23 protein-coding genes are annotated in these 23,540 nt (G+C 68.2%); 19 read left to right on the forward strand and 4 right to left on the reverse strand.

Annotated elements, in window-relative coordinates:
* Window positions 1–8 precede the first annotated feature (8 nt).
* Genes F627_RS0104885 through F627_RS0104895 form a run of 3 tightly spaced genes read right to left on the reverse strand, consistent with a single transcriptional unit; the run spans window position 9 to window position 4,012 of the window.
* Window positions 9–1,415, reverse strand: coding sequence for a deoxyribodipyrimidine photo-lyase (locus F627_RS0104885; protein WP_019583439.1), 1,407 nt, complete (start codon window positions 1,413–1,415; stop codon window positions 9–11).
* Window positions 1,415–2,977, reverse strand: a complete 1,563-nt coding sequence (locus F627_RS0104890) for a cryptochrome/photolyase family protein (protein WP_019583440.1) — start codon at window positions 2,975–2,977, stop codon at window positions 1,415–1,417. Before F627_RS0104890 ends, F627_RS0104885 begins: the two co-directional genes overlap by 1 nt.
* Before the next feature lie 24 nt (window positions 2,978–3,001).
* The gene (locus F627_RS0104895) at window positions 3,002–4,012 is read right to left on the reverse strand and encodes a MerR family transcriptional regulator (protein ID WP_019583441.1); all 1,011 of its coding nucleotides are present in this window, start codon (window positions 4,010–4,012) and stop codon (window positions 3,002–3,004) included.
* A 113-nt stretch (window positions 4,013–4,125) separates the two neighbouring features.
* On the opposite strand from F627_RS0104895, the gene F627_RS0104900 reads away from it, so the two are divergent.
* Complete coding sequence (locus F627_RS0104900) at window positions 4,126–6,036, forward strand: thioredoxin domain-containing protein (protein ID WP_019592810.1); 1,911 nt, start codon at window positions 4,126–4,128, stop codon at window positions 6,034–6,036.
* Between the two features lie 218 nt (window positions 6,037–6,254).
* Here F627_RS0104900 and F627_RS0104905 read toward each other — a convergent pair whose 3' ends face one another.
* The gene (locus F627_RS0104905) at window positions 6,255–7,067 is read right to left on the reverse strand and encodes an inositol monophosphatase family protein (protein WP_019583442.1); all 813 of its coding nucleotides are present in this window, start codon (window positions 7,065–7,067) and stop codon (window positions 6,255–6,257) included.
* Between the two features lie 148 nt (window positions 7,068–7,215).
* On the opposite strand from F627_RS0104905, the gene F627_RS0104910 reads away from it, so the two are divergent.
* From F627_RS0104910 to der, 18 genes are all read left to right on the forward strand, one after another.
* Window positions 7,216–7,959 (forward strand): RNA methyltransferase, encoded by a 744-nt coding sequence (locus F627_RS0104910; RefSeq protein ID WP_018866830.1) that lies wholly within the window; start codon window positions 7,216–7,218, stop codon window positions 7,957–7,959.
* A 56-nt stretch (window positions 7,960–8,015) separates the two neighbouring features.
* The gene (cysE, locus tag F627_RS0104915) at window positions 8,016–8,843 is read left to right on the forward strand and encodes a serine O-acetyltransferase (RefSeq protein ID WP_196799349.1); all 828 of its coding nucleotides are present in this window, start codon (window positions 8,016–8,018) and stop codon (window positions 8,841–8,843) included.
* Between the two features lie 58 nt (window positions 8,844–8,901).
* On the forward strand, window positions 8,902–9,414 hold the full coding sequence (locus tag F627_RS0104920; protein WP_019583443.1) for an Rrf2 family transcriptional regulator: 513 nt from the start codon (window positions 8,902–8,904) through the stop codon (window positions 9,412–9,414).
* 6 nt (window positions 9,415–9,420) lie between these two features.
* Entirely contained in the window at window positions 9,421–10,644 is a 1,224-nt protein-coding gene (locus F627_RS0104925) for an IscS subfamily cysteine desulfurase (RefSeq protein ID WP_018866827.1), read from the forward strand.
* A 54-nt stretch (window positions 10,645–10,698) separates the two neighbouring features.
* Window positions 10,699–11,109 (forward strand): Fe-S cluster assembly scaffold IscU, encoded by a 411-nt coding sequence (gene iscU / locus F627_RS0104930; protein WP_018866826.1) that lies wholly within the window; start codon window positions 10,699–10,701, stop codon window positions 11,107–11,109.
* Window positions 11,110–11,116: 7 nt separating this feature from the next.
* Window positions 11,117–11,440 (forward strand): iron-sulfur cluster assembly protein IscA, encoded by a 324-nt coding sequence (iscA, locus tag F627_RS0104935; RefSeq protein WP_018875726.1) that lies wholly within the window; start codon window positions 11,117–11,119, stop codon window positions 11,438–11,440.
* Between the two features lie 104 nt (window positions 11,441–11,544).
* A complete protein-coding gene (gene hscB / locus F627_RS0104940) occupies window positions 11,545–12,072 on the forward strand; it encodes a Fe-S protein assembly co-chaperone HscB (RefSeq protein WP_018878363.1) in 528 nt (175 codons plus the stop codon).
* A gap of 36 nt (window positions 12,073–12,108) precedes the next feature.
* On the forward strand, window positions 12,109–13,992 hold the full coding sequence (gene hscA / locus F627_RS0104945) for a Fe-S protein assembly chaperone HscA (protein WP_019583444.1): 1,884 nt from the start codon (window positions 12,109–12,111) through the stop codon (window positions 13,990–13,992).
* A 4-nt stretch (window positions 13,993–13,996) separates the two neighbouring features.
* The gene (gene fdx / locus F627_RS0104950) at window positions 13,997–14,335 is read left to right on the forward strand and encodes an ISC system 2Fe-2S type ferredoxin (RefSeq protein ID WP_018866823.1); all 339 of its coding nucleotides are present in this window, start codon (window positions 13,997–13,999) and stop codon (window positions 14,333–14,335) included.
* A gap of 14 nt (window positions 14,336–14,349) precedes the next feature.
* Window positions 14,350–14,553: a Fe-S cluster assembly protein IscX gene (iscX, locus tag F627_RS0104955; protein WP_019583445.1), complete on the forward strand. Its 204-nt coding sequence runs from the start codon at window positions 14,350–14,352 to the stop codon at window positions 14,551–14,553.
* Between the two features lie 434 nt (window positions 14,554–14,987).
* Complete coding sequence (gene ndk / locus F627_RS0104960) at window positions 14,988–15,419, forward strand: nucleoside-diphosphate kinase (RefSeq protein WP_017942415.1); 432 nt, start codon at window positions 14,988–14,990, stop codon at window positions 15,417–15,419.
* Between the two features lie 113 nt (window positions 15,420–15,532).
* Window positions 15,533–16,666 carry a bifunctional tRNA (adenosine(37)-C2)-methyltransferase TrmG/ribosomal RNA large subunit methyltransferase RlmN gene (locus F627_RS0104965; protein ID WP_018866821.1) on the forward strand — a complete coding sequence of 378 codons (1,134 nt, stop codon included), beginning with the start codon at window positions 15,533–15,535 and terminating at the stop codon, window positions 16,664–16,666.
* Window positions 16,663–17,433, forward strand: a complete 771-nt coding sequence (pilW, locus tag F627_RS0104970) for a type IV pilus biogenesis/stability protein PilW (protein WP_018866820.1) — start codon at window positions 16,663–16,665, stop codon at window positions 17,431–17,433. The genes F627_RS0104965 and pilW overlap by 4 nt, the downstream gene beginning before the upstream one ends.
* Window positions 17,430–18,599 carry a helix-turn-helix domain-containing protein gene (locus F627_RS0104975; protein ID WP_019583446.1) on the forward strand — a complete coding sequence of 390 codons (1,170 nt, stop codon included), beginning with the start codon at window positions 17,430–17,432 and terminating at the stop codon, window positions 18,597–18,599. The genes pilW and F627_RS0104975 overlap by 4 nt, the downstream gene beginning before the upstream one ends.
* Window positions 18,600–18,643: 44 nt before the next feature.
* Window positions 18,644–19,924: a histidine--tRNA ligase gene (hisS, locus tag F627_RS0104980; protein WP_018878360.1), complete on the forward strand. Its 1,281-nt coding sequence runs from the start codon at window positions 18,644–18,646 to the stop codon at window positions 19,922–19,924.
* A 37-nt stretch (window positions 19,925–19,961) separates the two neighbouring features.
* A complete protein-coding gene (locus F627_RS0104985) occupies window positions 19,962–20,576 on the forward strand; it encodes a tetratricopeptide repeat protein (RefSeq protein WP_018866817.1) in 615 nt (204 codons plus the stop codon).
* A 288-nt stretch (window positions 20,577–20,864) separates the two neighbouring features.
* Complete coding sequence (gene bamB / locus F627_RS0104990; protein WP_019583447.1) at window positions 20,865–22,025, forward strand: outer membrane protein assembly factor BamB; 1,161 nt, start codon at window positions 20,865–20,867, stop codon at window positions 22,023–22,025.
* Between the two features lie 49 nt (window positions 22,026–22,074).
* A complete protein-coding gene (der, locus tag F627_RS0104995) occupies window positions 22,075–23,535 on the forward strand; it encodes a ribosome biogenesis GTPase Der (protein WP_018878357.1) in 1,461 nt (486 codons plus the stop codon).
* The last annotated feature ends 5 nt before the right edge of the window (window positions 23,536–23,540 follow it).

The following is a 23,540-nucleotide window of genomic DNA, read 5'->3' on the forward strand; positions in this document are numbered from 1 at the left end:
TGTTTCGATCAGTGGTCTTTGATGGCCTGGAAGGCCTCGAGTGCGGCCTGGCGGCTGGCTTTCAGGTCCACGATGGGGGCCGGATAGCCGCGTGCGCCGCCGGCGCCGGGCGCGTGAATATACCGCGTTTCGACGTCCTTGAGTACGGGGACGAAGCGGCGCACGAAGGCGCCGTCGGGGTCGTGGCGTTCGCCCTGGGTTTGCGGGTTGAACACGCGAAAGTAGGGCGCGGCATCGGCGCCGCAGCCGCCCGCCCACTGCCAGCCCAGGGTGTTGGCGGCGAGGTCGGCATCCACCAGGGTGTCCCAGAACCAGTGCGCCCCATGCTGCCAGTGCAGGCGCAGGTTCTTGGTCAGGAAGGAGCCGACCACCATGCGCAGGCGGTTGTGCATCCAGCCGGTCTCCCACAACTGGCGCATGGCGGCATCGACGATCGGGAGCCCGGTGCGGCCCTGCTGCCAGGCGCGCAGGTCCGCCGCGTCCTCGCGCCAGGGGAAGGCCTCGAAGCGCGGGTTCAGCGGCCGTTCCGGGGTGTGGGGGAAGTGATAGAGCACGTGATGGGCGAAGTCGCGCCAGCCGAGCTCGCGCACGAAGGCCTCGGGTCCTCCGTGGTCCGGATGCAGGCCGGTCTGGCGCAGGGCGCGCAGGATCTGGCGCGGGGAGAGCTCGCCGAAGTGCAGATGCGGTGACAGGCGCGAGGTACCGTCATGGTCCGGGCGGTCGCGTTCGCTGGCGTAGGCGTGCAGCGCGGCGTCGAGGAATTGCGTCAGCCGCTGGTGGGCCGCGTCCTCCCCGGGCGTCCAGGCGGCGCGCAGGCCCCCGGCCCAGTCGATCTCGGGCAGGAGTCCGAGGTCTTCCGGGCGCAGGCTGGCGGGCCAGGCTTCGGGGGGCGGCAGGTCGTTGGGCGCGGGCAGCGGGTCGCGATCAATGCCGCGGTGCAGGCAGGCCTTCCAGAATGGGGTGAAGACCTTGTAGGGCCGGCCCTGGCCGGTTTCGACCTCCCAGGGCTCGACCAGCAGGTGGGCATTGAAGCTGTGGACTTCGAGGCCATCGGCGCGCAGGCCGGCCTTGATCTCCGGGTCGCGCAGGACCCGGGCGGGGTCGTACAGGCGGTTCCAGTAGACGGCAGTGGCACCGGTCTCGCGTACCAGGGTCCGCAGGGTGTCAAGGGCGGGGCCGGCGCGCAGGATCAGGCGCGAACCGTTCTTGCTAAGGTCCTGGTCCAGCGCCTGCAGGCTGTGATGCAGCCACCAGCGGGATGCGGCCCCCGGTTGCCAGGGCGCCTCGTCCTCCGGGGCATGGATGAACACCGGGATGACCGGCCCGCCGCGCTCGCTGGCGGCGTGCAGGGCAGGCTGGTCGGCCAGGCGCAGGTCGCGGCGCAGCCAGACGAGGGTGGGGCCGGGGCGCGGCATCAAATACGGTCTCCCTGCGCGAGTGTGTTGCGGATGTGGTGGGCCTGGGCGCGGATGGCCTCGAGGCGTTCGGGGTCCATCTTCTCGAGGTGCTTCCACTGCAGCGCGGTGCGCGGGTGGCGGGCGAAGCGCTCGCGGTGACGGTCGAGGAAGTCCCAGTAGAGCGTGGTGAACGGACAGGCCTTCGCGCCGAGGGCTTCGGCCGGGTCGAACGGGCAGTGCCGGCAGTAGTTGCTCATGCGCTGAATGTAGCGGCCGGTGGCGACGTACGGCTTGGAGGCCATGCGGCCGCCGTCGGCATACTGCGACATGCCGACCACGTTGGGGAGTTCCACCCACTCCACGGCGTCGACGTAGATACCCAGATACCAGGCGTGGATCTCGGCCGGGCGCACGCCCAGGAGCTGGGCGAACAGCCCGGTGACCATCAGTCGCTGGATATGGTGCGCATAACCGCGTTTCAGGGTCTGGCCCACGGCCTGGTGCAGGCACTGCATGGAGGTGTCGGCATCCCAGTAGAGGGCCGGCAGCGGCTGATCCGCCTCCAGGGCGTTCCATTCGTGCCAGGCCTCGCCAAAGTGGAAGTACAGCCCGCGCACGTATTCGCGCCAGCCGAGGATCTGCCGGATGAACCCCTCGACCGCGGGGAGCGGCGCATGGCCGTCGCGCCAGGCCTGTTCCGCCGCGTCGATCACCGAGCGCGGATGGATCAGGTGCAGGTTGAGCGCGGCGGACAGGCGGGCGTGATAGAGCCACGGCTGGTCGGTCCACAACGCGTCCTGATAGGTGCCGAACAGGGGCAGGCGGTGCTGGATGAAGTCGGCCAGGGCCTGTTGTGCCTGTTCCGGGGTGACCGGCCAGTCGAACGCATCCGTCTGGCCCGCCAGTTCCGGCAGATACCGGGCGACGGCATCCCGGCATTCGCGCGTGATCTTGTCGGGTTCGAAGGCGACGGGGGGTGGCAGCAGGCCGGGCCCGTCCCGGCCGAAATGTCCGCGGTTGTCGGCGTCAAAGTTCCACTGTCCGCCGGCGGGTTCGTCGCCATTCATCAGGATGCCCAGGGCGGCTCGCTGCTGGCGGTAGAAGTACTCCATGCGCAGCTGCTTGCGCGTCCCGGCCCATTGCTCGAAGGTCGTCTGCGATACCAGGAAGCAGGGATCCTCGCGGACCTCCAGTGGCACGCCCCGGGTGCGGCAGGTGGCCTCAAGCTGACGGCATACACGATGTTCCCCCGGCTGGAGGACGATCACCCGGGTCGGCTGGAGCCGTTCCAGGTCGGTGTCCAGGGCCTCGCCCAGGGTTGGCTCGGGGTGCTCCCCGAGATGGCGATAGTGAACGCTCAGGCCTGCCTTGCGGAGCTGCCGGGCGAAGTGGCGCATCGCCGACAGGAACAGGGTGGTGCGGGCCGCATGCGAGAGGACGTGGCGGGATTCGTGGGCCACCTCGGCCATCCACACGGCATCCCGGTCGGGGTCCAGCTCCTGCAGAACCGGGTGGTCGGGGGCGAGCTGGTCGCCGAGCACAACCAGGAGGGTGCGCACGGACGCGGCGGAGGTGGCCACTGAGCCGGGAGGCGCGCGCGGCGGCTACTGGGGCAGGTGCCGGGAGAGTCGTGCGGCGGCCTCCAGCGGCGGTCCGGGCAGAACCTCCACCGTGCGGCCGTGCTTGACCTTGGAAAGCTCCAGCGCGGCCGAGCCGGCAAGGTAGCAGGGCGGTCCGGCTTGGTTGAGGATGGCCTCCACCCGGGGCAGTTCGGGGCTGCGCATCAACTGCGAGGAACCATGGATGATCAGCGCCGGGGCACGCAGACGGCGCATCAGCGTCTCCAGACCCTCGGGGCTGGTGGCGTCGAACAGGGGCAGGGTCTTCAGGCCGTGGCGGGCGCAGGCAAGCTGCAGCAGCAGTCCGCCGACCTGCTGGTGCCCGCCGCCCAGGACCAGACAGGGGTAGGACGGGTCGTCGCAGGCGCGCGTGGCCGAGCGCAGCTGGTCCGCGAATGCCGCCGTGGCCCAGGCGGCGAACACCGCCAGGCGGACCTCGCCCTCGGCATTGTGTCGGGATTCCTCGCGCAGGCGGCGGTACACCTCGAGGAAGGCGCTTTCGTGCACGCCATTCCAGCCGTGGCGCATGACCAGCCGGGCGTAGACGCGATCCAGCTCCCCTGCATCCAGATCCGTGACCGAGTCGTACAGTGCCTCGGCAACCGGGTCCATGGTGTGGGGTGCAATCCCGGGGCCGGGGCTGTCGCGATGACGGGGCGTTGTGGTGGTGTCCGGGGCGTCTTCGGTCGCGTCCGGATCCGGGCGGGGAGTGGCGGCTGTGGGTTCGTCGTCCAGAACCCGGTGGACCTGGGAGACCGGGATGCCCTGGTCCAGCAGTTCCATGATCCGCTTGATGCGGGCGATATCGCCGGGGCTGTAGAGCCGATGGCCCTTGGGCGTGCGCATGGGACGAATGAGCCCGTAGCGACGCTCCCAGGCGCGCAGCGTCACGTCGTTAATGCCCGTCTCCGCGCACACGTGCCGGATCGGGTACAGGCCTTCTTCGTCTTGAAGTTCGATGTGCGTTGCGCTCGCCATGAATAAATTGTACGACATTTATACAGCGCATGTACAAGTGCCGGATCCCGGATGCGATCCGTGGAGACCATTGGGCTGCAGGGATGAACCTTTCCGGTCTTCGCGTCCCAAAGGGTAGCAACCTTTTCTAGATGCTGCTGGAGGGTCACATGTTTGCAACGCCGGAAAATCGCCGGGCCGGTCTGGTTGTTTCGCTGCTGGTCGCAGCCCTCGCGATGCCCGGCGTGGCGCAGGCCAACCCCGAGATGGCCGACAGCATCTCGCCCTACCTCCGGCTGCACACGGACGACCCCGTCCAGTGGCGGGCCTGGGATCCGGCCCTGCTGGAACAGGCCAGGGAGGAGCGGCGGCCGCTGTTGATCTCCAGCGGTTACTACTCCTGCTTCTACTGCCATGTCATGCAGGAAGAGAGCTTCCAGGACGAGGGCATTGCCGAGCGGCTGAACGAGAATTTCATCCCGGTGAAGGTCGATCGCGAGGTCGACGGGGCGCTGGACAGCTACCTGCTGGAGTTTCAGCGCGCCACCGCCGGGAGCGCGGGCTGGCCGCTCAACGTGGTGGTTACGCCCCAGGGGCATGCACTGACCGGCGTGGTCTATGCCCCGCGCGATCAGTTCGCCGAGTTCCTCGACGGCATTACCGAACGCCTGGAGGCGGACTACGACCGGCTGGTCGATCTGGCGCGGCGCGGCAGTGACGAGCTGACCCAGCAACTGCGTGCGGGCGAGGAGCCCCTGTCGGAAAGCCGTGCCGGCCGCCTGCCGCAGGTGTTGTGGAGTCGCCTGGAGCGCGAGGCCGACGACCTGCAGGGCGGGTTCGGCAGCTCCACCAAGTTCCCGCATTCGCCGTATCTGCACGCGATGCTGGAGGCCGTGCAGGCGGGCACCGCGCCTGGCTGGGTCGGCGAGTTCCTGGAAATCACGCTCGACGAGATGGCCCACTCCGGTCTGCGCGACGTGCTGGGGGGAGGTTTCTTCCGCTATTCCGAGTCGCCGGACTGGAACGAGCCCCACTTCGAGGTGATGCTGGAGGATCAGGCCCAGCTCGCGCTTTTGTATCTACGGGCCGGTGAGCATTTCGGTCGCGAAGACTGGATCGAGCTGGGGCTGGAGAACCTCGACTTCGTCAAGCGCGACATGGCCCTGCGCGAGGACGAGACCGGCGAGCAGGCGGATACCGCCGAGGGTGGTTTCCGCGGGTTCGCCTCCAGCCTGTCGGCGGTCGACGAGGAAGGGCGTGAGGGGGGTGCCTACCTGTGGCCCGAGGCGGATCTGGAGTCCGCGCTGGCGGACCATGACTACCCGGACCTGGTGCGCGCGTGGTTCGGCATGGAGGGGAGTTCCGTGTTCGATCTCGGCTACCTGCCCCGGCGCGGCGCGGGGGTCGAGGCCCTGGCGGAGCGCTTTGACCTGGACGAGGCGGAGGTTCGCGAGCAGGTGAACGCCGGGCGCGAGATGCTGATCCGGGCGCGCGAGGCGCGCGGCCTGCCGCGGGACGAAAAGGTCCTGACCGGGGCGCATGGCCTGCTGCTCTCCGCCCTCGCGGAGGGGGCGCAGCATGACGAGCGCTTCCGCGAGGCGGGTGCGGCGGTGCACGGCTGGCTGCTGGAGGTCGCTTCCGATCCCGACCAATTGCCCACGCTGATGGGGCTGCCCGCGGATCAGGCCGGGACGGCCACGCTGAATGATTACGCCTTTGTCGCGCGCGGCCTGCGGGACTGGAAGGCCGCCACGGGCGAGGGCGAGCAGGGGCCGGCGCTGGCACTGCTGGAGGCGGCCTGGGAACGCTTCCGCGATGACGACGGCTTCCGCTCGGAGCCGGAGCCGCCGCTGCCGGGGATGATCTCGCAGCGCTTCCATCCGGCGGTGCACCGGCCGTCGCCGACGACCCTGATCTTCCGTCTCAGCGCGGAGTGGCGTGATGCCAGCGAGGCGGTGGATGCGGCGTTCGCGGAATACGACCTGCGCCCGGGGCGCGCCATCGAGTCCGACCCGCACCACCACGCCCGCCTGATCCTCTGGCTGCAGCAGCGCGATCGCTGAAGGGCTGTATTACCACAGAGCGCACAGAGGACACGGAGAAGGTCAAGGGCGGTTAACAGGAAGAAGGGAAGGCTGGAAGGAACGATTTCTGGTGGCGATTTGCCCGTTTCCGGGGTCATTCATCCAAACTAAATTCCTTCCTATCTTCTAACCTTCCTGTTAGTTGCATCTGACCTTCTTCGTGCCTTCGTGTGCTTCGTGGTGACCCAACAGGCCCTTCAGGCGTCGGAGCGGGCGGAGGCTTCCTTTTCGGCCTTGTGCAGGCGCTGGAGCATCGCCTTGAGGACCTTGGGGTTGCCGGCGACGACGTCGCCGCGGCGCATCACGTCCGGGTTGCCCTGCCAGTCGCTGACCACGCCGCCGGCTTCCTGCACCAGCAGCAGGCCCGCGGCCATGTCCCAGGGCTGCAGGCCCATCTCCCAGAAGCCGTCGAAGCGCCCGCAGGCGACCCAGGCCAGATCCAGCGCGGCCGAGCCCGGGCGGCGCACGCCGGCCGTGCCCGGGATCAGGTGGCGCAGGCTGCTGAGGTAGCGCTCCAGGTCCTGGCCCTCGCGAAACGGGATGCCGGTACCCAGCAGCGCGCCGTTGAGGTCCTTGCGCTCGGAGACCCGGATGCGGCGGCTGTTGAGGAAGGCACCGGCACCTCGGGTGGCGGTGAAGAGCTCTTCCTTCAGCGGGTCGTAGACCACCGCCTGTTCCAGCCGTCCCTTGTGCTTCAGCGCGATGGAGATGCCGTACTGCGGGATCTCGCGCAGGTAGTTGGTGGTGCCGTCCAGCGGGTCGATGATCCAGACGAAATCGGCGTCGGCACCGCTTTGCTCGCCGCCTTCCTCGGCCATGATCGCGTGATCGGGATAGGCGCGGCGCAGGGTCTGCACGATCGCCTGTTCCGCCGCGAGGTCGACGTCCGAAACCCAGTCGTTGCGGGCCTTCTCGCGGGTATTCATGCGATCCGGCCGGCCCCAGGCGCGGGTGGTGATGCGTCCGGCCTCGCGGGCCGCCGATACCGCCGTGTTCAGCATGGGGTGCATGGGGGTCTCCTGGTGTTCTGCGGGGTGTCCGGCGGGCGCCTGTGGCGCGCCGCGGGAAGGCCGCGAACAATACACAAGCGGCTCTTTCTTGGGAAGTCGTGACCGTGCGCGTGTACAATCCCGCACCGTTCAATACAGGGCCCCGGGAATGGAAGAACGCCTCGGTCGGGTGCGGGTCGTGCTGGTGGGCACGACGCACCCGGGCAACATCGGTTCCGCCGCACGTGCGATGAAGGCCATGGGGGTGACCGACCTCGTGCTGGTGGCGCCGGAGCGGTTCCCGCATGCCGACGCGACGGCGCTGGCCTCGGGCGCGGACGATCTGCTGGCGGGTGCGCGCGTGGTCGAGGACCTCGCCGCCGCGATCCGCGACTGTGTCTGGGTGGTGGGGACCAGCGCCCGTCTGCGCACCCACTCGGTGCCGGTCCTGGGCCCCGATGTCGCGGCCGGGCAGGCGCTGGGAAACGCCGCCGAGGGGCCGGTGGCTCTGGTCTTTGGCCGCGAGCACAGCGGTCTGACCAACGCCGAACTCGATCATTGCAATGCCTTTGTGCAGATACCCACCGTCCCCGATTTCAGCTCCCTGAATCTGGCCGGCAGCGTTCAGGTGATGACCTACGCGCTGCGCATGGCGGCGCTGAATGGCGAAGCACCCGCCGTGTCCGGAGCCGAGCCGACCGGGGTGGAGCGGGACCCGCCCGCGACCCAGGCGGAGATGGAGGGGCTGTTCCGGCATTTCGAGCAGGCCCTGACCACTATCGACGTGCTCGATCCGGACAACCCGCGCCACCTGATGCGCCGCCTGCGCCACCTGTATCTGCGGGCCGGCCTGAGCGCCAGCGAGGTGCGCATGCTGCGCGGTATATTGACGCACACGGAAAGGGGCCGCTGAGGGCGCGCGCGGGACGCGTGATACCTTAGTGCAAGACTCAGGAATGAGGCCGGCCGATGTTTGACAGGATGCGCGAGGACATTCGCTGCGTGTTTGACCGCGACCCGGCGGCACGCAACGCCTTCGAGGTGCTGACCGCGTACCCCGGGCTGCATGCCCTGTGGTATCACCGCCTCGCGCACTGGCTGTGGACGCATCGCCTGCGCTGGCTGGGCCGGGTGGTCGGCAACTTCAGCCGCTGGCTCACCGGCATCGAGATCCATCCCGGTGCGACCATTGGCAGGCGCTTCTTCATCGACCACGGCATGGGCGTGGTGATCGGCGAGACCGCCGAGGTGGGCGACGACTGCACGATCTATCACCAGGTCACCCTGGGCGGCACGACCTGGGAGGGGGGCAAGCGCCACCCGACGCTCGGCAACGAGGTGGTCATCGGGGCGGGTGCCAAGCTGTTGGGCCCGATCCACGTTGGCGACCATGCGCGCATCGGCTCCAACGCGGTGGTACTGAAGGACGTGCCGGCCGATGCGACCGCGGTCGGCATCCCGGCCCGGGTCATCGGGCCACGGCCCGAGCCCGATCCGCGATTCCAGCAGATGGCCGACCGCATGGGCTTCGATGCCTACGGCCTGTCGCGCGACATGCCCGACCCGGTGGCCAACGCGATCCACCGTATCGTTCAGCGTGTGCACGACCTGGACGAACGCATGGAGCGGGCCTGCCAGGCGCTCAAGCGCGCCGGGATCGATCCGGGCGAGGCCCTGGGCGAAGACGATTCCGGCCCGCTGGAGGCCTGCGATCTGGAGGGCCTGGAGCCGGACGAATGCGAGGTCCCGGGAGCCGCCACGAGCGAACAAGAACGTAAACAGCAGGGGAATACTTGATCGTTTTTGTCAGGTATTGCTAAGCTTGCCGGCAAATGACCGACAAGTGCACTCAACCATGAAACTGACGACCAAAGGCCGCTACGCCGTGACCGCCATGCTGGATGTGGCGATGCACACCCGCAACGGGCCGGTATCCCTGGCCGAGGTGGCGCGCCGGCAGAAGCTCTCATTGTCCTATCTGGAGCAGCTCTTTTCCAGGCTGCGCCGCAAGGGACTGGTGAACAGCAGCCGCGGGCCGGGCGGAGGCTACGCCCTCAGCCGCGAGCCGGAAGGCATCAGCGTCGCCGATATCGTGGTGGCGGTGGACGAGCCGGTGGACGTGACCCGCTGCGGTGGCAAGGCCAATTGCAATTCCGATTCGCGCTGCCTGACGCACGACCTGTGGACCGATCTGAGCCAGCAGGTCTACGACTTTCTCAGTACCCGCTCGCTGGCGGATGTGCTGCAGCGCCACCGCGAACAAATGGAAAAAGACGGTGTGCAGGAGGTCGTGATGCACGGCGCCTCCCTGCAGGCCTCGACCGACAAAAGCCATGCGGCCGCCGAGGCGGCCGCGGAGAGGAGCTAACGCCCCATGAGTGACCTGAAACTGCCGATCTATCTCGACTATTCCTCCACCACGCCGGTCGACGAGCGCGTGGCGGAAAAGATGGCGGGCTGCCTGACCAAGGACGGGCTGTTCGGGAACCCGGCCTCGCGCAGCCACAGTTTTGGCTGGAACGCGGAGAAGGCGGTCGAGAACGCCCGGGGCCAGGTGGCCCAGCTGGTGGGCGCCGATCCGAAGGAGATCATCTGGACCTCCGGTGCGACCGAGGCCGACAACCTGGCGATCAAGGGCGCGGCGCACTTCTACCAGCGCAAGGGCAAGCACATCATCACGGTGAAGACCGAGCACAAGGCTGTGCTGGACACCACGCGCCAGCTCGAGCGCGAAGGCTTCGAGGTCACCTACCTGGGCGTGAAGGAAAACGGCCTGGTCGACATGCAGGAGCTGGAAGACGCGATGCGTGACGACACCATCGTGGTCTCGGTGATGCACGTGAACAACGAGATCGGAGTCATCCAGGACATCGAGGCGATCGGCAACCTGTGCCGCGAGCGCGGGATCGTGTTCCATGTGGACGCCGCGCAGTCCACCGGCAAGGTCGCGATCGATCTGTCGAAGCTGCCGGTAGACCTGATGAGCTTCTCCGCGCACAAGACCTACGGTCCGAAGGGCATCGGTGCGCTGTTCGTGCGGCGCAAGCCGCGGGTGCGTATCGAGGCCCAGATGCACGGCGGTGGCCACGAGCGCGGCATGCGCTCCGGCACGCTGGCGCCGCACCAGATCGTCGGCATGGGCGAGGCGTTCGCGATCGCCGGTGCCGAGATGGGTCCCGAGCTGGAGCGCGTGCGCATGCTGCGCGACCGCCTCTGGGCCGGTCTCGACGGCATGGAAGAGGTCTACCTGAACGGTGACCAGGAACAGCGTGTCGCGCACAACCTGAACGTGTCGTTCAACTTCGTCGAGGGCGAGAGCCTGATCATGGCGCTGCGCGACATCGCGGTGTCCTCCGGCTCGGCCTGCACCTCGGCCAGCCTGGAGCCGTCCTACGTGCTGCGCGCACTGGGCCGCGACGACGAGCTGGCACACAGCTCGATCCGCTTCTCCATCGGTCGCTACACCACCGTGGAGGAGATCGACCATACGGTCGAGATCGTGCGCGCCGCGGTCGCCAAGCTGCGCGAGCTCTCCCCGCTGTGGGAGATGTACCAGGACGGCATCGATCTGAGCACCGTCGAGTGGGCGGCCCACTAGGGGCCCGCTCGACACCACTAACGCAACGCGTACACACGCAACAGGAGAACGGTCATGGCGTACAGTGACAAGGTTCTGGACCACTATGAAAATCCGCGCAACGTCGGCAGCTTCGACAAGAACGACGACACGGTCGGCACCGGCATGGTCGGCGCCCCGGCCTGCGGCGACGTGATGAAGCTGCAGATCAAGGTCAACGACGAGGGCATCATCGAGGACGCCAAGTTCAAGACCTACGGCTGCGGCTCGGCGATCGCCTCCAGCTCGCTGCTCACCGAATGGGTGCGTGGCAAGACCCTGGAAGAGGCGAGCCAGATCAAGAACACCCAGATCGCCGAAGAGCTGGCCCTGCCGCCGGTGAAGATCCACTGTTCCGTGCTGGCCGAGGACGCCATCAAGGCGGCGGTGTCGAACTACCAGGAGCGCCACGGCCAGGCCGCGGAAGCCGAGAAGAAATCTGCCTGAGGGCTCTATGGCGATTACAGTGACCGAACCCGCGGCCGAACGCATCCACAACTTCCTCGAGAAGCGGGGCAAGGGTGTGGGCGTTCGGCTGGGCGTCAGGACGACCGGCTGCTCCGGCATGGCCTACGTGGTGGAGTTCGCCGACGATATCGAGGACACCGATACGGTCTTCGAGGATCGCGGCGTGAAGCTGGTCGTGAACCCGAAGTCCCTTGTGTACCTGGATGGCACCGAGCTGGACTTCGGCAAGGAAGGCCTGAACGAGGGGTTCAAGTTCAACAACCCGAACGAGAAGGCCCGGTGCGGCTGCGGTGAAAGCTTCAGCATCTGACTGAGCCTCGCACGCGGGGTGGTGCATGGCGGTTGCCCGGGGATACGTCCCCGGTGGCTGTCGTACCACCCCTTTTCTTTTGCAAGCCCGTCGCAAGGGACGCAATGAACGACCCATTCGAGCAGTTTGACCTGCCGGTGGCCTTCGAGGTCGACCGGCAACAGCTGGACGAGCGCTTTCGTCGCCTGCAGGCGGAACTGCACCCGGACCGCTTCGTGCGCCAGGGTGACCAGGCGCGCCGCATGGCGGCGGCGGTGGCGGCCGACGTGAACGAGGCCTACGCGATCCTGGGTGACGACTACCGCCGGGCGGTGCACCTGCTGGAACGGACCGGGGTGGCCTTTGACCCCGAACGCGATACCAGTCAGGACATCGAGTTCATCGAGGCGCAGATCGAATGGCGTGAACGCCTGGAGGAGACCGCGGCGAGCGGGGATGCGGCCGGACTGGAAGCGGTCGCGACCGAGCTGGCGCAGGCCCGCGCCGAGGCACGGGCGAAGGTGGCGGATGCCCTGAAGGAGCCGGGGACCCCGGCGCCGGATGCCAAGGACCGGGTGCTGGAGCTGCGCTTCTTCGATCGCCTGCTGGAAGAAACGAAACGAACCCGACAGAACCTGGCGCGCGGCAAGTAGCACCCGCCGCGCCCGTGTGAAGGAGCCGAATACCCGATGGCGTTATTGCAGATCACCGAACCCGGAGCCGAGTCCGCGCCGCACCAGCGCCATCTCGCGGCCGGGATCGACCTCGGCACGACCCACTCGCTGGTCGCGACCGTGCGCAGCGGCGAGGCGGACACGCTGCCCGACGAACAGGGTCGGCATATCCTGCCGTCGGTGGTGCACTATGCCGCGGATGCGGTGAGCGTGGGGCATGCGGCTGCCGAGCACGCCGCGGATGACCCGCACAACACCATCGCCTCAGTCAAAAGGCTCATCGGGCGCGGCGCGGCGGACGTCGCCACGCTGTCCGGCGAGCTGCCGTTCCGGCTGAAGACCGGCGAGTCCAGCGTGCCGCGCATCGAGACCGCCGCGGGCGACAAGACGGCGGTGGAGGTGTCCGCGGAGATCCTGCATACCCTGCGCCAGCGGGCCGAGGAGACCTTGGGCGACGAACTCGAAGGCGTGGTGATCACCGTGCCCGCGTACTTCGACGATGCCCAGCGCCAGGCCACGCGGGACGCCGCACAGCTGGCCGGCCTGAATGTCTTCCGCCTGATCAGCGAGCCGACCGCGGCGGCTGTCGCCTACGGACTGGACCAAGGCGAGGAGAACACCATCGCCGTCTATGACCTGGGCGGCGGGACCTTCGATATCTCCATCCTGCAGCTGCGCCGCGGGGTGTTCGAGGTGCTGGCGACCGGCGGCGACTCGGCCCTGGGCGGCGACGACATTGACCGCGCCATCGCCGACTGGCTGCTGAACCAGGCCGGCATGGCCGGAGAGACCGATCCGCAGCGCCTGCGCCGCGTGCTGCTGGCCGCCCGCCAGGCCAAGGAGGCCCTGACCGATGCCGCGAGCACCCCGGTCGAGGTCGGGCGCGCCGATGGCGCCACCTGGTCCGGCGAGCTGGATCGCGACACCCTGGTGGAGCTGGCGCGGCCGTTGCTGGAGCGCACCATGGCCGCCTGCCGGCAGGTGCTGGAGGATGCCGGTCTGGAGCCTGGCGCCATCGACGAGGTGGTACTGGTCGGTGGTTCCACCCGCATGCCGGCGGTGCGTGAGGCGGTGGAGGGATTCTTCGGCCGCACCCCGCACGCCGGCATCGACCCGGACCGCGTGGTCGCGATCGGGGCCGCGCAGCAGGCGGACATCCTCGCCGGCAACAAGCCGGATACCGAACTGGTGCTGCTGGACGTGATCCCGCTGTCACTGGGGCTGGAGACGATGGGCGGGCTGGTCGAGTTCATCGTCCCGCGCAACACCACCATCCCGGTCACGCGGGCGCAGGAGTTCACCACCTTCAAGGACGGCCAGACCGCGATGTCGCTGCACGTGGTGCAGGGCGAACGCGATGTGGTCGATGCCAACCGCTCGCTCGCCCGGTTCACATTGTCGGGCATCCCGCCGATGGTCGCGGGCGCGGCGCGCATCCGCGTGACCTTCCAGGTGGACGCCGACGGCCTGCTGAACGTAACGGCACGCGAGCAGACCCAGGGTGTGGAGGCGCATATCGAGGTCAAGCCGAGCTACGGCCTGACCGATTCCGAGATCGAGCAGATGTTGCGCGATTCCGCCTCCTCCGCGCGCGAGGACATGGAGGCGCGGCGCTTGCGCGAGGAACAGGTCGAGGCCGACCGCGTGCTCGAGGCGCTGGACGCCGCGCTGGAGACGGACGGTGACCGCTACCTCGAGGCCGCGGAACGCCAGACCATCGAGCAGGCGCGCGACGCCCTGCGCGCCGAACGCGAGAAGGGGGCCGACCCCGACGCCATCGAGGCGGCGCGCAAGCGCGTGGAGCAGGCCTCCGAGGCCTTTGTCGCGCGGCGCATGAATGACAGCATCCGGCGCGCGCTCGCCGGACACAACGTTAGCGAATACGACGCAGGGAACTGACACCATGCCCCAGGTAATCTTTCTGCCCCACGAGGAAATCTGCCCGGAGGGGGCCTCCATCGAGGCCGAGCCGGGCATCAGCATCTGCGATCTCGCCCTGAAAAACGGGATCGAGATCGAACACGCCTGCGAGAAGTCCTGTGCCTGCACGACCTGCCACGTCTACGTGCGCGAGGGGCTGGACAGTCTGGAGGAGGCCACCGAGGACGAAGAGGACATGCTCGACAAGGCCTGGGGCCTGGAGCCGGACTCGCGGCTGTCCTGCCAGGCGATCGTCGCGGACACGGACCTCGTGGTGGAACTGCCGAAGTACACCATCAATCAGGTCTCCGAGAACCACTGAGCGAGGGAAAGGCGATGAAGTGGACCGATACCCAGGAAATCGCGATGCAGCTGGCCGACGAACACCCGGACGTCGACCCGCGCAACATCAACTTCGTGGACCTGCGCCAGTGGGTGATGAACCTGCCGGACTTCGACGATGACCCCAACCGCTCCGGCGAGCGCATCCTCGAGGCGATCCAGACCGCCTGGATGGACGAGGCCGACGTCGACGACTGACCGGGCGCTTCGGCGTTCAAGGGCGTTTATTCACCACGAAGCTCACGAAGGCACGAAGAAATTCAAGGGCGAAACCCTTTTCCACCACTGAGAACACAGAGGACACAGAGAAGGGAAGTGCGTTGAAGCACCATCCGCTTTCGGGTTTGGTTGACGCCCCAGCCCAGTACTTTGGTGTTTTTCATCCATTGGCTCCGTGTCCTCCGAGAACTCCGTGGTTCAACCGACCTTGACCTTCTTCGTGCCTTCGTGTGCTTCGTGGTGAAATCGGGGTTTGCGGCGGAGGATTGCCGTGGGCGTGGGAGGTCGCTAGACTACGCGCCGCACGTTGTGTCCGCGTCGTTTTGCGTTGGGAACCCGCCGTACGGCGGGTTCTCGCGTTTACAGACGGGCCCGGCGAATGACATCCATCCAAGTAGCAGGAGAGCCGCCCCATGGCCGTTGAACGCACCCTTTCCATCATCAAGCCCGACGCCGTTGCCAAGAACGCGATCGGCGACATCATCGGCCGCTTCGAGAAGGCCGGCCTGAAGGTCGTTGGCGCGCGCATGATGCACCTGAGCCGCGAACAGGCCGAAGGCTTCTACGACGTGCACAAGGAGCGCCCGTTCTTCAACGATCTGGTTGAGTTCATGATCTCCGGCCCGGTGCTGGTTCAGGTCCTCGAAGGCGAAGACGCCATCGCCAAGAACCGCGACATCATGGGCGCGACCAACCCGAAGGAAGCGGCCCCGGGCACCATCCGCGCCGATTTCGCCGTATCCATCGACGAGAACGCCGTGCACGGCTCCGATGCCCCGGAGACCGCCGAGCGCGAGATCGCCTTCTTCTTCGGTGACGACGGCGTCTGCCCGCGCACCCGCTAAGACGGTCCGCACCGCATGTGCTGCGGGGCCCGGTTGCACCGCGCGCCGGGCCCCGTAGGCAGGCATCCCTTCGGCACAGTACACTAGGGGACTTGAGCCAACCGGTCCCTGATATGGCAAGCGCATCCTCCACCCCCCTGAATCTGCTGGGCTACAGCCACCAACAGCTTGTCGAGCTGCTGGCGCAGTGGGGTGAACCGCGTTTTCGTGCCACCCAGCTCGTCAAGTGGATCCATCAGCGCGGGGTCACCGACTTCGAGCAGATGACCGACGTCTCGCGCAAGCTGCGCGAGCGCCTGGCGCGCGAGACCGAGATCCGCGTCCCCGAGATCGGGCTGGAAAAGGCCTCCGCCGACGGCACCGTCAAGTGGGTGCTGCGGCTCCCCGACGGCAATGCCATCGAGACCGTCTTCATCCCCGAGGGCGGGCGCGGCACGCTGTGCATCTCCTCCCAGGTCGGCTGCGCGCTCGACTGCACCTTCTGTTCCACCGCTCAGCAGGGTTTCAACCGCAACCTGACCAGCGCCGAGATCATCGGCCAGGTGTGGCTGGCCATGCAGCGCCTGCCGGCGCCGGAAGGGCGCAAGCGGGCGGTGAGCAACGTGGTGCTGATGGGGATGGGCGAGCCGCTGGCCAACTTCGACGCGGTCGTGCCGGCCTGCCAGCTCATGACCGACGACAACGCCTACGGCCTGAGCCGGCGGCGCGTGACCCTGTCCACTTCCGGTCTGGTGCCGGCGCTGGATCGTCTGAGCGAACACACGGATGTCGCGCTGGCCGTCAGTCTGCACGCGCCGAATGATGCGCTGCGCGACCGTCTAGTGCCGATCAACCGCAAGTACCCGATCGCCGAGCTGCTGGACAGCTGTCGCCGCTATGTGGAGGCGACCGATGCCCACAGCGGCGTGACCTTCGAATACGTGCTGCTGGCCGGGGTCAACGACCAGCCGGAACATGCCAACGAGCTCGCCGGACTGTTGCGCGGTATTCCCGGCAAGATCAACCTGATCCCGTTCAATCCGTTCCCGGGGGCCCCGTTCGACCGCCCGCGGGAGGCCGATGTGCTGGCCTTTGAACGACGGCTGCAAAAGGCCGGCTACGTCACCACCGTGCGGCGTACCCGCGGGGATGACATCGATGCCGCCTGCGGCCAGCTGGTGGGCCAGGTCGAGGACCGTACCAATCGCGGGATGCGCATGTTCCGCCTGCACGCCGAATTGCCACAGACGGATCGGAGGGCTTCATGACGGGACGCGCGGGTTGGCGCCTCGCCGCGGCGTTGACGCTGGCGCTGGTGCTGGGGGGCTGTGCCGCCACGGCCGACCGGCCGGTGTCCGGCGAGCGCGAGGAGGCCGCCGAGGTGCACGCCGAGCTCGGGATCGGGTATCTGCGCGAGGGCGAGTTCGAACAGGCCGAACGCAACCTGCGTCGGGCGCTGGACTATGACCCCGGCGATGCCCTGGCCAATATCGGCATGGCCGCGGTCCTCGAGCGCAAGGGCCAGCTGGATCGCGCCGAGGAACATTACCGCCGGGCCCTGCGCCGTGACGAGGGCAACCCCTTCGCCCAGACCAACCTGGGGGCGTTGTTGTGCAGCCGCGAGGAATTCGACGAGGCGCAGGCCCTGTTCGCGCGCGCCATCGACAATCCGGATTATGACCGCCGCGACATCGCCTACATGAACTCCGGCGTCTGCCACGCCGATGCGGGCGATACCGAGCAGGCGGAGCGCCAGCTCCGTCAAGCGCTGGAGATCAATCCCGGCTATCCCCGCGCGCTGCTGGAGATGGCCCGGCTGACCTACCAGGACGGCCGGCCGATGCAGACCCGCGCCTTCCTGCAGCGGCTGGACAGCCAGGGCATCGAGAGCGCCGAGACCCTTCTGCTGTGCTACCAGGCCGAAACCGCGCTGGGGAACAGCCGCGCGGCCAATGCTTGTGCCGAGCGCCTGAGCCGTCAGCATCCGGACAGCGACGAGATGACCGAGTTGCGGCGTCTGGAGCGTGAAGGATGAGCGATCCGCGCGATAAGGAACCGGACCTGGGGCGGGTCGACGAGGTCGACGATTCGACCACCAACGTCGCCCCCCTGCGTACCGAGGGGAGCGACCCGGACCCCGAGCCGTCGTTCTCGGCCGCGCACGGCCTGACCACGCGCGACCGTCCCGCCGAGGCCGAGGCAGAGACGCCCGGGGGCGAGAACGAGCCCGGTGCGAGTCTGCGCCGTGCCCGCGAGGCCGCAGGCCTCGATACCGCGACCCTGGCCAGTCGGATCCACCTCGGGCGCGGCACACTGGAAGATCTCGAGGCCAATCGCTTTCATCACATGCCGCCGGCCTACGTACGCGGGTACCTGCGCTCCTGTGCCCGCGAGCTGGGGGTGGATGCGGGACCCTGGATCCAGTCGTTCGAACGGCACGGGCTGGTGGATCCCGAGCTGCAGGCGGTTGCGACCCCCTCGGCGCGGGCACGCCGGCGCCGCCGCAGCCGCGGGATCTACTGGCTGGCACTGTTGCTGCTTGTGGCCCTGCTGGGGCTCGGGGTCTATGCCTGGAACGAGCGCACGGGCGCGCTCGGCCTGCCGTCCATCAACCTTGGGGACGCCCGGGAAGCTGTACAGGGGCTTGCGGATCCGGCGTTGACGGACGAAGAACCGGCCGGGGTGCCGGATGGTGAAGCCGTGCCCCCGGAAGCGCTCCCGACCGAGGGCGGAGCGGAGGGTAGCGCGGCGGCCGAGGCCGCCGAAGGCGAGCCCACCGGGCCCATCGAGGCGGGCGAGGGTACCCCCGACGCGGGTACCGAGGACGGCGAGGCCGTCACGGTCACGGCCGAGTCCCTGACCGAACGCGTAGTGGTACCCGAAGAACCGGCCACGCCCGATGTGGCGTCACAGGCGGAGATGGAAGCGCCGTCCGAGGCGCCCCCGGCTTCCGTTGAGGGCGCCGAGCTGGTGCTGGAGTTCTCCGAAACCTCCTGGGTGGAGATCCGCGACGCCGCTGACGAGGTCGTCCTGACCGGCGTTCTCAGTTCGGGGGATCGCGAGACGCTGCGCCTGGAATTGCCAGGCCGTGTGATCCTCGGCAACGCCGGGGGGGTCTCGCTGACACTGGATGGCACGCCCGTCGATCTCGAGCCGCATATCCGGAGCGACCGCACCGCGCGCTTCGACCTGGAAGGCTGACGCGGGATCTGCCCGCGCGGCCATCACGTACAAGAAAAGACATCATGAAAGCGATCAAGTCGATCCGCGGGATGCACGACATCCTGCCCGAGTCCATTCACGTCTGGCAGCACCTGGAAGACACGCTGCGCGAGGTCCTGGAGGGCTACGGCTACCATGAAATCCGCATGCCGATCGTCGAGGCGACCGAGCTGTTCAAGCGTTCCATCGGGGATGTCACGGACATCGTCGAGAAGGAGATGTACACCTTCGATGACCGCAACGGCGACAGCCTGAGCCTGCGTCCCGAGGGCACGGCCAGTTGCGTGCGCGCCGGGATCCAGCACGGGCTGCTGCACAATCAGGTGCAGCGGCTGTGGTACCTGGGGCCGATGTTCCGCCACGAGCGGCCGCAGAAGGGGCGCTACCGCCAGTTCCACCAGGTCGGGGTCGAGGTCTTCGGTCTGCCGGGGCCGGATGTGGACGCCGAGATGCTGGCGATGACCGCGCGCCTGTGGCGCATGCTGGGGCTGGCCAACGTGCGCCTGGAGCTGAACACCCTGGGGACGCCGGAAAGCCGCCGCCGGTACCGCGACCATCTGATCGCCTATTTCGAACAGCACCGGGAGGCCCTGGACGAGGAGGCGCAGCGTCGGCTCTACGACAACCCGATGCGCATCCTCGACAGCAAGCACCCGGAAACCCGTGCGATCGTCGTCAACGCCCCCAGCCTGATGGACGACCTCGACGAGGCCTCCCGCGCCCATTTCGATGCCCTGTGCGCGCACCTCGATGCGCTGGGCATCCCCTACGAGCACAATCCGCGACTGGTGCGCGGGCTCGATTACTATACGCACACCGTGTTCGAGTGGATCACCGACGATCTCGGTGCCCAGGGCACGGTCTGCGCCGGGGGCCGGTACGATGGCCTGGTCGAGCAGCTGGGGGGGCGCGGGACCCCGGCCATCGGCATGGCCATGGGCCTGGAACGCCTGGTGGCGTTGCTGGAGGCCCGCGAGGAGGCCCCCGCCGCGCCCGGACCCGATGCCTACCTGATCGTCGGGGGCGACGAACTGGTGGGGCCGGCGCTGCAACTGGCCGAGGCGCTGCGTGGCGAGCTGCCCGGCTTGCGCCTGGTCCAGCACTGTGGCGGCGGCAGCTTCAAGTCGCAGATGAAGCGGGCCGATCGCCTCGGCGCCCACTACGCCTTGGTCCTCGGGAGTGACGAGCACGCCGCGGGCACCGTGACGGTGAAGCCGTTAAGATCGCAGGGAGGCGAGCAGGTAGCCGTGGAGCGTACCGCACTGGCCGATCATCTCCGTACAGCGCTGGCGCAGCGGTCGTAACCGCGCCAGCGCGGATCCAGCAAGAACAAGGAACAGCATGAGCGATCTCACCGACGAAGAAAAAGCCGAACGCATCAAACAGTGGTGGGCGGACAACGGCCTTGCGATCGTGGCTGGCCTGGTCCTCGGGGTCGCCGGCCTGTTCGGCTGGAACTGGTGGAGCGATCGGGAAGAAACCCGCGCCCAGGCGGCCTCCGAGATGTATCAGGCCCTGCAGGTGGCCGGCCAGACCGGGCAGACCGATCGCGCCCAGGAACTGGCCGATGCGATCATCGAGCAGGGCCGGGGCACGCCATACCGTGCGCTGGCCTGGGTCTACCGCGCGGATGTCGCCATTGCCCAGGACGATCACGACACGGCGATCAGCGCCCTGCAGGCCGCGCGCGACGCGGCCCCCGATCGGGGCTACCGCGAGGTGCTGACCCTGCGTCTCGCGCGCCAGATGATCCTGGCCGAGCGTCTGGACGACGCCGAGACCACCCTCGCGGATGTGCGCAGTGAGGCCTTCAACGGCCTGAAGCGCGAGCTGCAGGGCGATCTCGCCCGTGCTCGCGGCGATCGCGAGGGCGCCCGGGAACATTACGAGGCGGCCCTGGACGCGGGCCACAGCCCCGAATACCTGCGCCTGAAATACGAAGAGCTTTCCGTTTGAATGAGGGGGGCGGAGTCTGTCGGACTTGGAACTGATCGGCTGTGCGCGTGGGAGAACGGCCCCTTTGTCCGGTCTCGCTCGTTTCATAGTGGCCACTATGCGCCCGAGAGGCCGAAAAAATGGATTCGCTCTCCCGCCACGCTCGCGACGATCGCCCGAATCCGACAGACTCCTGGGCCGCCCGTCGTTCGCGCGCACCCGCGACACGAACGCGAGTGCGTACATAAACCCTTGTTTCCCTAGAGGATCTGTCGCCCGATGTCAGTGCCTTACCTTGCAAGTCCGGCCATGCGTCTGCTGATTGCCGGCGCCCTGATCCTGTCCCTCAGCGCCTGCGGGCTGTGGCAGCGTGATACCACCGAGCCCCCGGCCGAACTGCCGGAGTTCGAGGCGGAAGGACAGCCGGAACGGCTGTGGTCGCGCTCGGTGGGCAGCGGCGGCGAGCGTTTCCTGTGGCAGGTCTACCCGGGGATCACCGACGACCTTGTGGTGATGACCGACGCCGGCGGACGTGTCTCCGGGCTGAATCCGGAGAGTGGCAGCCAGCGCTGGCAGGTGCGCCTGGACGATGCCCGAGTCTCGGCCGGTGTCGGGGTTGGCGCAGACCTCGCGGTGGTTGGGACCCTGGACGGCTACGCGATCGGCGTGGACCTGGAAGGGGGCGGGGAACGCTGGCGCGCCGCGCTGTCCAGCGAGGTGCTGACCGTCTCGGACGTCGCTGGCGGGCTGGTGGTCGTGCGCACCAATGACGGCCGTCTGCATGCGCTGGACGCCGCCTCGGGCGCGACCCAGTGGACCGCGCTGCGGACCACGCCCTCGCTGAGCCTGCGCGGCGCCCAGCGCCCGCAGATCACCTCCGGACGCGTGCTGGCCGGGTTCGACAACGGGCGCCTGCTGATGCTGGGGCTTAATCGCGGCAATGTCCTGTGGGAGACCACGCTGGGCATCCCCAGTGGTCGCACCGAGGTCGAGCGCATGGTAGACGTGGACGGCCATATCCCGCTGTATCGCGGTGCGGCCATTGCCGCGAGCTATCAGGGCCGTCTGGCCGCGCTGGATCTGAATTCCGGCGAGCTCTTCTGGACCCGCGATTTCTCGTCCTACCAGGGCGCGGATGTGGACACCGACTCCGACGTGCTGGTGGTGACCGATGCCGAGAGCCACGTGTGGGGCCTGCAGCCGCGCAGTGGCGGCGACCTGTGGCAGATGGACGGGCTGCGCCTGCGCGGGGTAACGGCGCCGGTCGTGGTGGGACCGCATGCGATCGTCGGCGATTACGAGGGCTACCTGCACTGGATCGATCTCGAGGATGGGCGCATCGTCGCGCGGCTGCGCGCGAGCTCGGGTTCCGTGGTGACCCGCCCGACGCTGGTCAACGGGACGCTGTACGTGGTGACCGACAACGGGCAACTGACCGCGGTGAACCCCGCGATTCGGGGCGCCGAGTGAGCCCGCTTAGGCCAGCCGGCTCTGGGTACCGCGGGGGTCGGGAACGCCGATGATCCCGGTGATCGCGCTGGTCGGGCGCCCCAACGTCGGCAAGTCCACCCTGTTCAATCAGCTCACGCGCTCGCGTGATGCCCTGGTGGCCGATGTCGCGGGGCTCACGCGGGATCGCCAGTACGGCATTGGCAAGGTGGGCGACTTCCCCTACCTGGTGGTGGACACCGGCGGCCTGTCGGGCGAGGGCGCGGAAATGGACCGCGCGATGGCCGAGCAGACTCGGCGCGCGGTGGCCGAGGCCGATCACGTGCTGTTCCTGGTGGACGCCCGCGATGGCCTGACGCCGCAGGACCAGGCCATCGCCGACCAGCTGCGGGCGGCCGGTGTGAAGGCCCGGGTGGTGGTGAACAAGACCGACGGTCTGGACGCCGACTCGGTCAGTGCCGAATTCTACGCGCTGGGCCTGGGCGCGATCACGGCCATCGCGGCCGCCCACGGGCGGGGCGTCCAGGGCCTGATGCAGGGCGTTCGCAAGGACGTGGCGGCGGCGCGCCGCGCGGCGCTGGAGGCCGGCGGCGATGAGGCCAGTGAAGCGGCGTCCAGCGACGGGCTCGACGAGGCCTCACAGCAGGCGGCCCTGGACGACTGGCCGGGCATCCGCGTGGCGATTGTCGGGCGGCCCAATGTCGGCAAGTCGACCCTGGTCAATCGCATCCTTGGTGACGAGCGCGTGGTCGCCACCGATGTCGCGGGGACCACCCGCGACAGCATCTTCGTACCCTTCGAGCGTGACGGCACCGACTACACCCTGATCGATACCGCCGGTGTGCGGCGCCGGGCGCGGGTGCATGAAGTGATCGAGAAATTCAGCGTGATCAAGACGCTGCAGGCGATCGAGGCCGCGCATGTGGTGATCCTGGTGGTCGATGCCCAGTCCGGGCTGTCGGACCAGGATTCGCACCTGCTGGGCATGGTGATCGAGGCCGGGCGCGCGCTGGTGCTGGCGGTCAACAAGTGGGATGGCATGGAGGACCATGCGCGCGAGCGCATCCGGGACGAGCTGGACCGCCGCCTGGGGTTTGTCGACTTCGCCCGCATGCGCCTGATTTCCGCACTGCACGGCACCAATGTCGGGCACCTGCTGGACGATGTGCGCGAGGCGCATGCCAGCGCCTTTCGCAAGGTCTCCACGCCGGAACTTACGCGCCTGCTCGAGGCCGCGGTGGCGGAGCATGCGCCGCCCATGGTCAGCGGCCGCCGGATCAAGCTGCGCTACGCCCATCAGGGCGGGCAGAATCCGCCGGTGATCGTGGTCCACGGCAACCAGACCGATTCCCTGCCGGGCAGCTACAAGCGCTACCTGGAAAACTTCTTCCGCAAGCACCTCAAGCTGGTCGGGACGCCCCTGCGCCTGGAGTTCCGGTCCGGTCGCAATCCGTATGCCGGCCGGCGCAACAAGCTGACTCCGCGGCAGCAGCAAAAGCGCAAGCGCCTGATGCGGCACGTGCGCCGCTGAGTCCA

It is taken from the genome of Thioalkalivibrio sp. ALE16 (assembly GCF_000381305.1).
In the GTDB taxonomy this organism is placed as follows: Bacteria; Pseudomonadota; Gammaproteobacteria; order Ectothiorhodospirales; family Ectothiorhodospiraceae; genus Thioalkalivibrio.

Coding starts and splice junctions, on each gene's coding strand:
- F627_RS0104885 (WP_019583439.1), bottom strand. CDS start 1,415: ATGCCGCGCCCCGGCCCCACCCTCGTCTGGCTGCGCCGCGACCTGCGC.
- F627_RS0104895 (WP_019583441.1), bottom strand. CDS start 4,012: ATGTCGTACAATTTATTCATGGCGAGCGCAACGCACATCGAACTTCAA.
- F627_RS0104900 (WP_019592810.1), top strand. CDS start 4,126: ATGCTGCTGGAGGGTCACATGTTTGCAACGCCGGAAAATCGCCGGGCC.
- F627_RS0104905 (WP_019583442.1), bottom strand. CDS start 7,067: ATGCACCCCATGCTGAACACGGCGGTATCGGCGGCCCGCGAGGCCGGA.
- F627_RS0104910 (WP_018866830.1), top strand. CDS start 7,216: ATGGAAGAACGCCTCGGTCGGGTGCGGGTCGTGCTGGTGGGCACGACG.
- cysE (WP_196799349.1), top strand. CDS start 8,016: ATGTTTGACAGGATGCGCGAGGACATTCGCTGCGTGTTTGACCGCGAC.
- F627_RS0104920 (WP_019583443.1), top strand. CDS start 8,902: ATGAAACTGACGACCAAAGGCCGCTACGCCGTGACCGCCATGCTGGAT.
- F627_RS0104925 (WP_018866827.1), top strand. CDS start 9,421: ATGAGTGACCTGAAACTGCCGATCTATCTCGACTATTCCTCCACCACG.
- iscU (WP_018866826.1), top strand. CDS start 10,699: ATGGCGTACAGTGACAAGGTTCTGGACCACTATGAAAATCCGCGCAAC.
- iscA (WP_018875726.1), top strand. CDS start 11,117: ATGGCGATTACAGTGACCGAACCCGCGGCCGAACGCATCCACAACTTC.
- hscB (WP_018878363.1), top strand. CDS start 11,545: ATGAACGACCCATTCGAGCAGTTTGACCTGCCGGTGGCCTTCGAGGTC.
- hscA (WP_019583444.1), top strand. CDS start 12,109: ATGGCGTTATTGCAGATCACCGAACCCGGAGCCGAGTCCGCGCCGCAC.
- fdx (WP_018866823.1), top strand. CDS start 13,997: ATGCCCCAGGTAATCTTTCTGCCCCACGAGGAAATCTGCCCGGAGGGG.
- iscX (WP_019583445.1), top strand. CDS start 14,350: ATGAAGTGGACCGATACCCAGGAAATCGCGATGCAGCTGGCCGACGAA.
- ndk (WP_017942415.1), top strand. CDS start 14,988: ATGGCCGTTGAACGCACCCTTTCCATCATCAAGCCCGACGCCGTTGCC.
- F627_RS0104965 (WP_018866821.1), top strand. CDS start 15,533: ATGGCAAGCGCATCCTCCACCCCCCTGAATCTGCTGGGCTACAGCCAC.
- pilW (WP_018866820.1), top strand. CDS start 16,663: ATGACGGGACGCGCGGGTTGGCGCCTCGCCGCGGCGTTGACGCTGGCG.
- F627_RS0104975 (WP_019583446.1), top strand. CDS start 17,430: ATGAGCGATCCGCGCGATAAGGAACCGGACCTGGGGCGGGTCGACGAG.
- hisS (WP_018878360.1), top strand. CDS start 18,644: ATGAAAGCGATCAAGTCGATCCGCGGGATGCACGACATCCTGCCCGAG.
- F627_RS0104985 (WP_018866817.1), top strand. CDS start 19,962: ATGAGCGATCTCACCGACGAAGAAAAAGCCGAACGCATCAAACAGTGG.
- bamB (WP_019583447.1), top strand. CDS start 20,865: ATGCGTCTGCTGATTGCCGGCGCCCTGATCCTGTCCCTCAGCGCCTGC.
- der (WP_018878357.1), top strand. CDS start 22,075: ATGATCCCGGTGATCGCGCTGGTCGGGCGCCCCAACGTCGGCAAGTCC.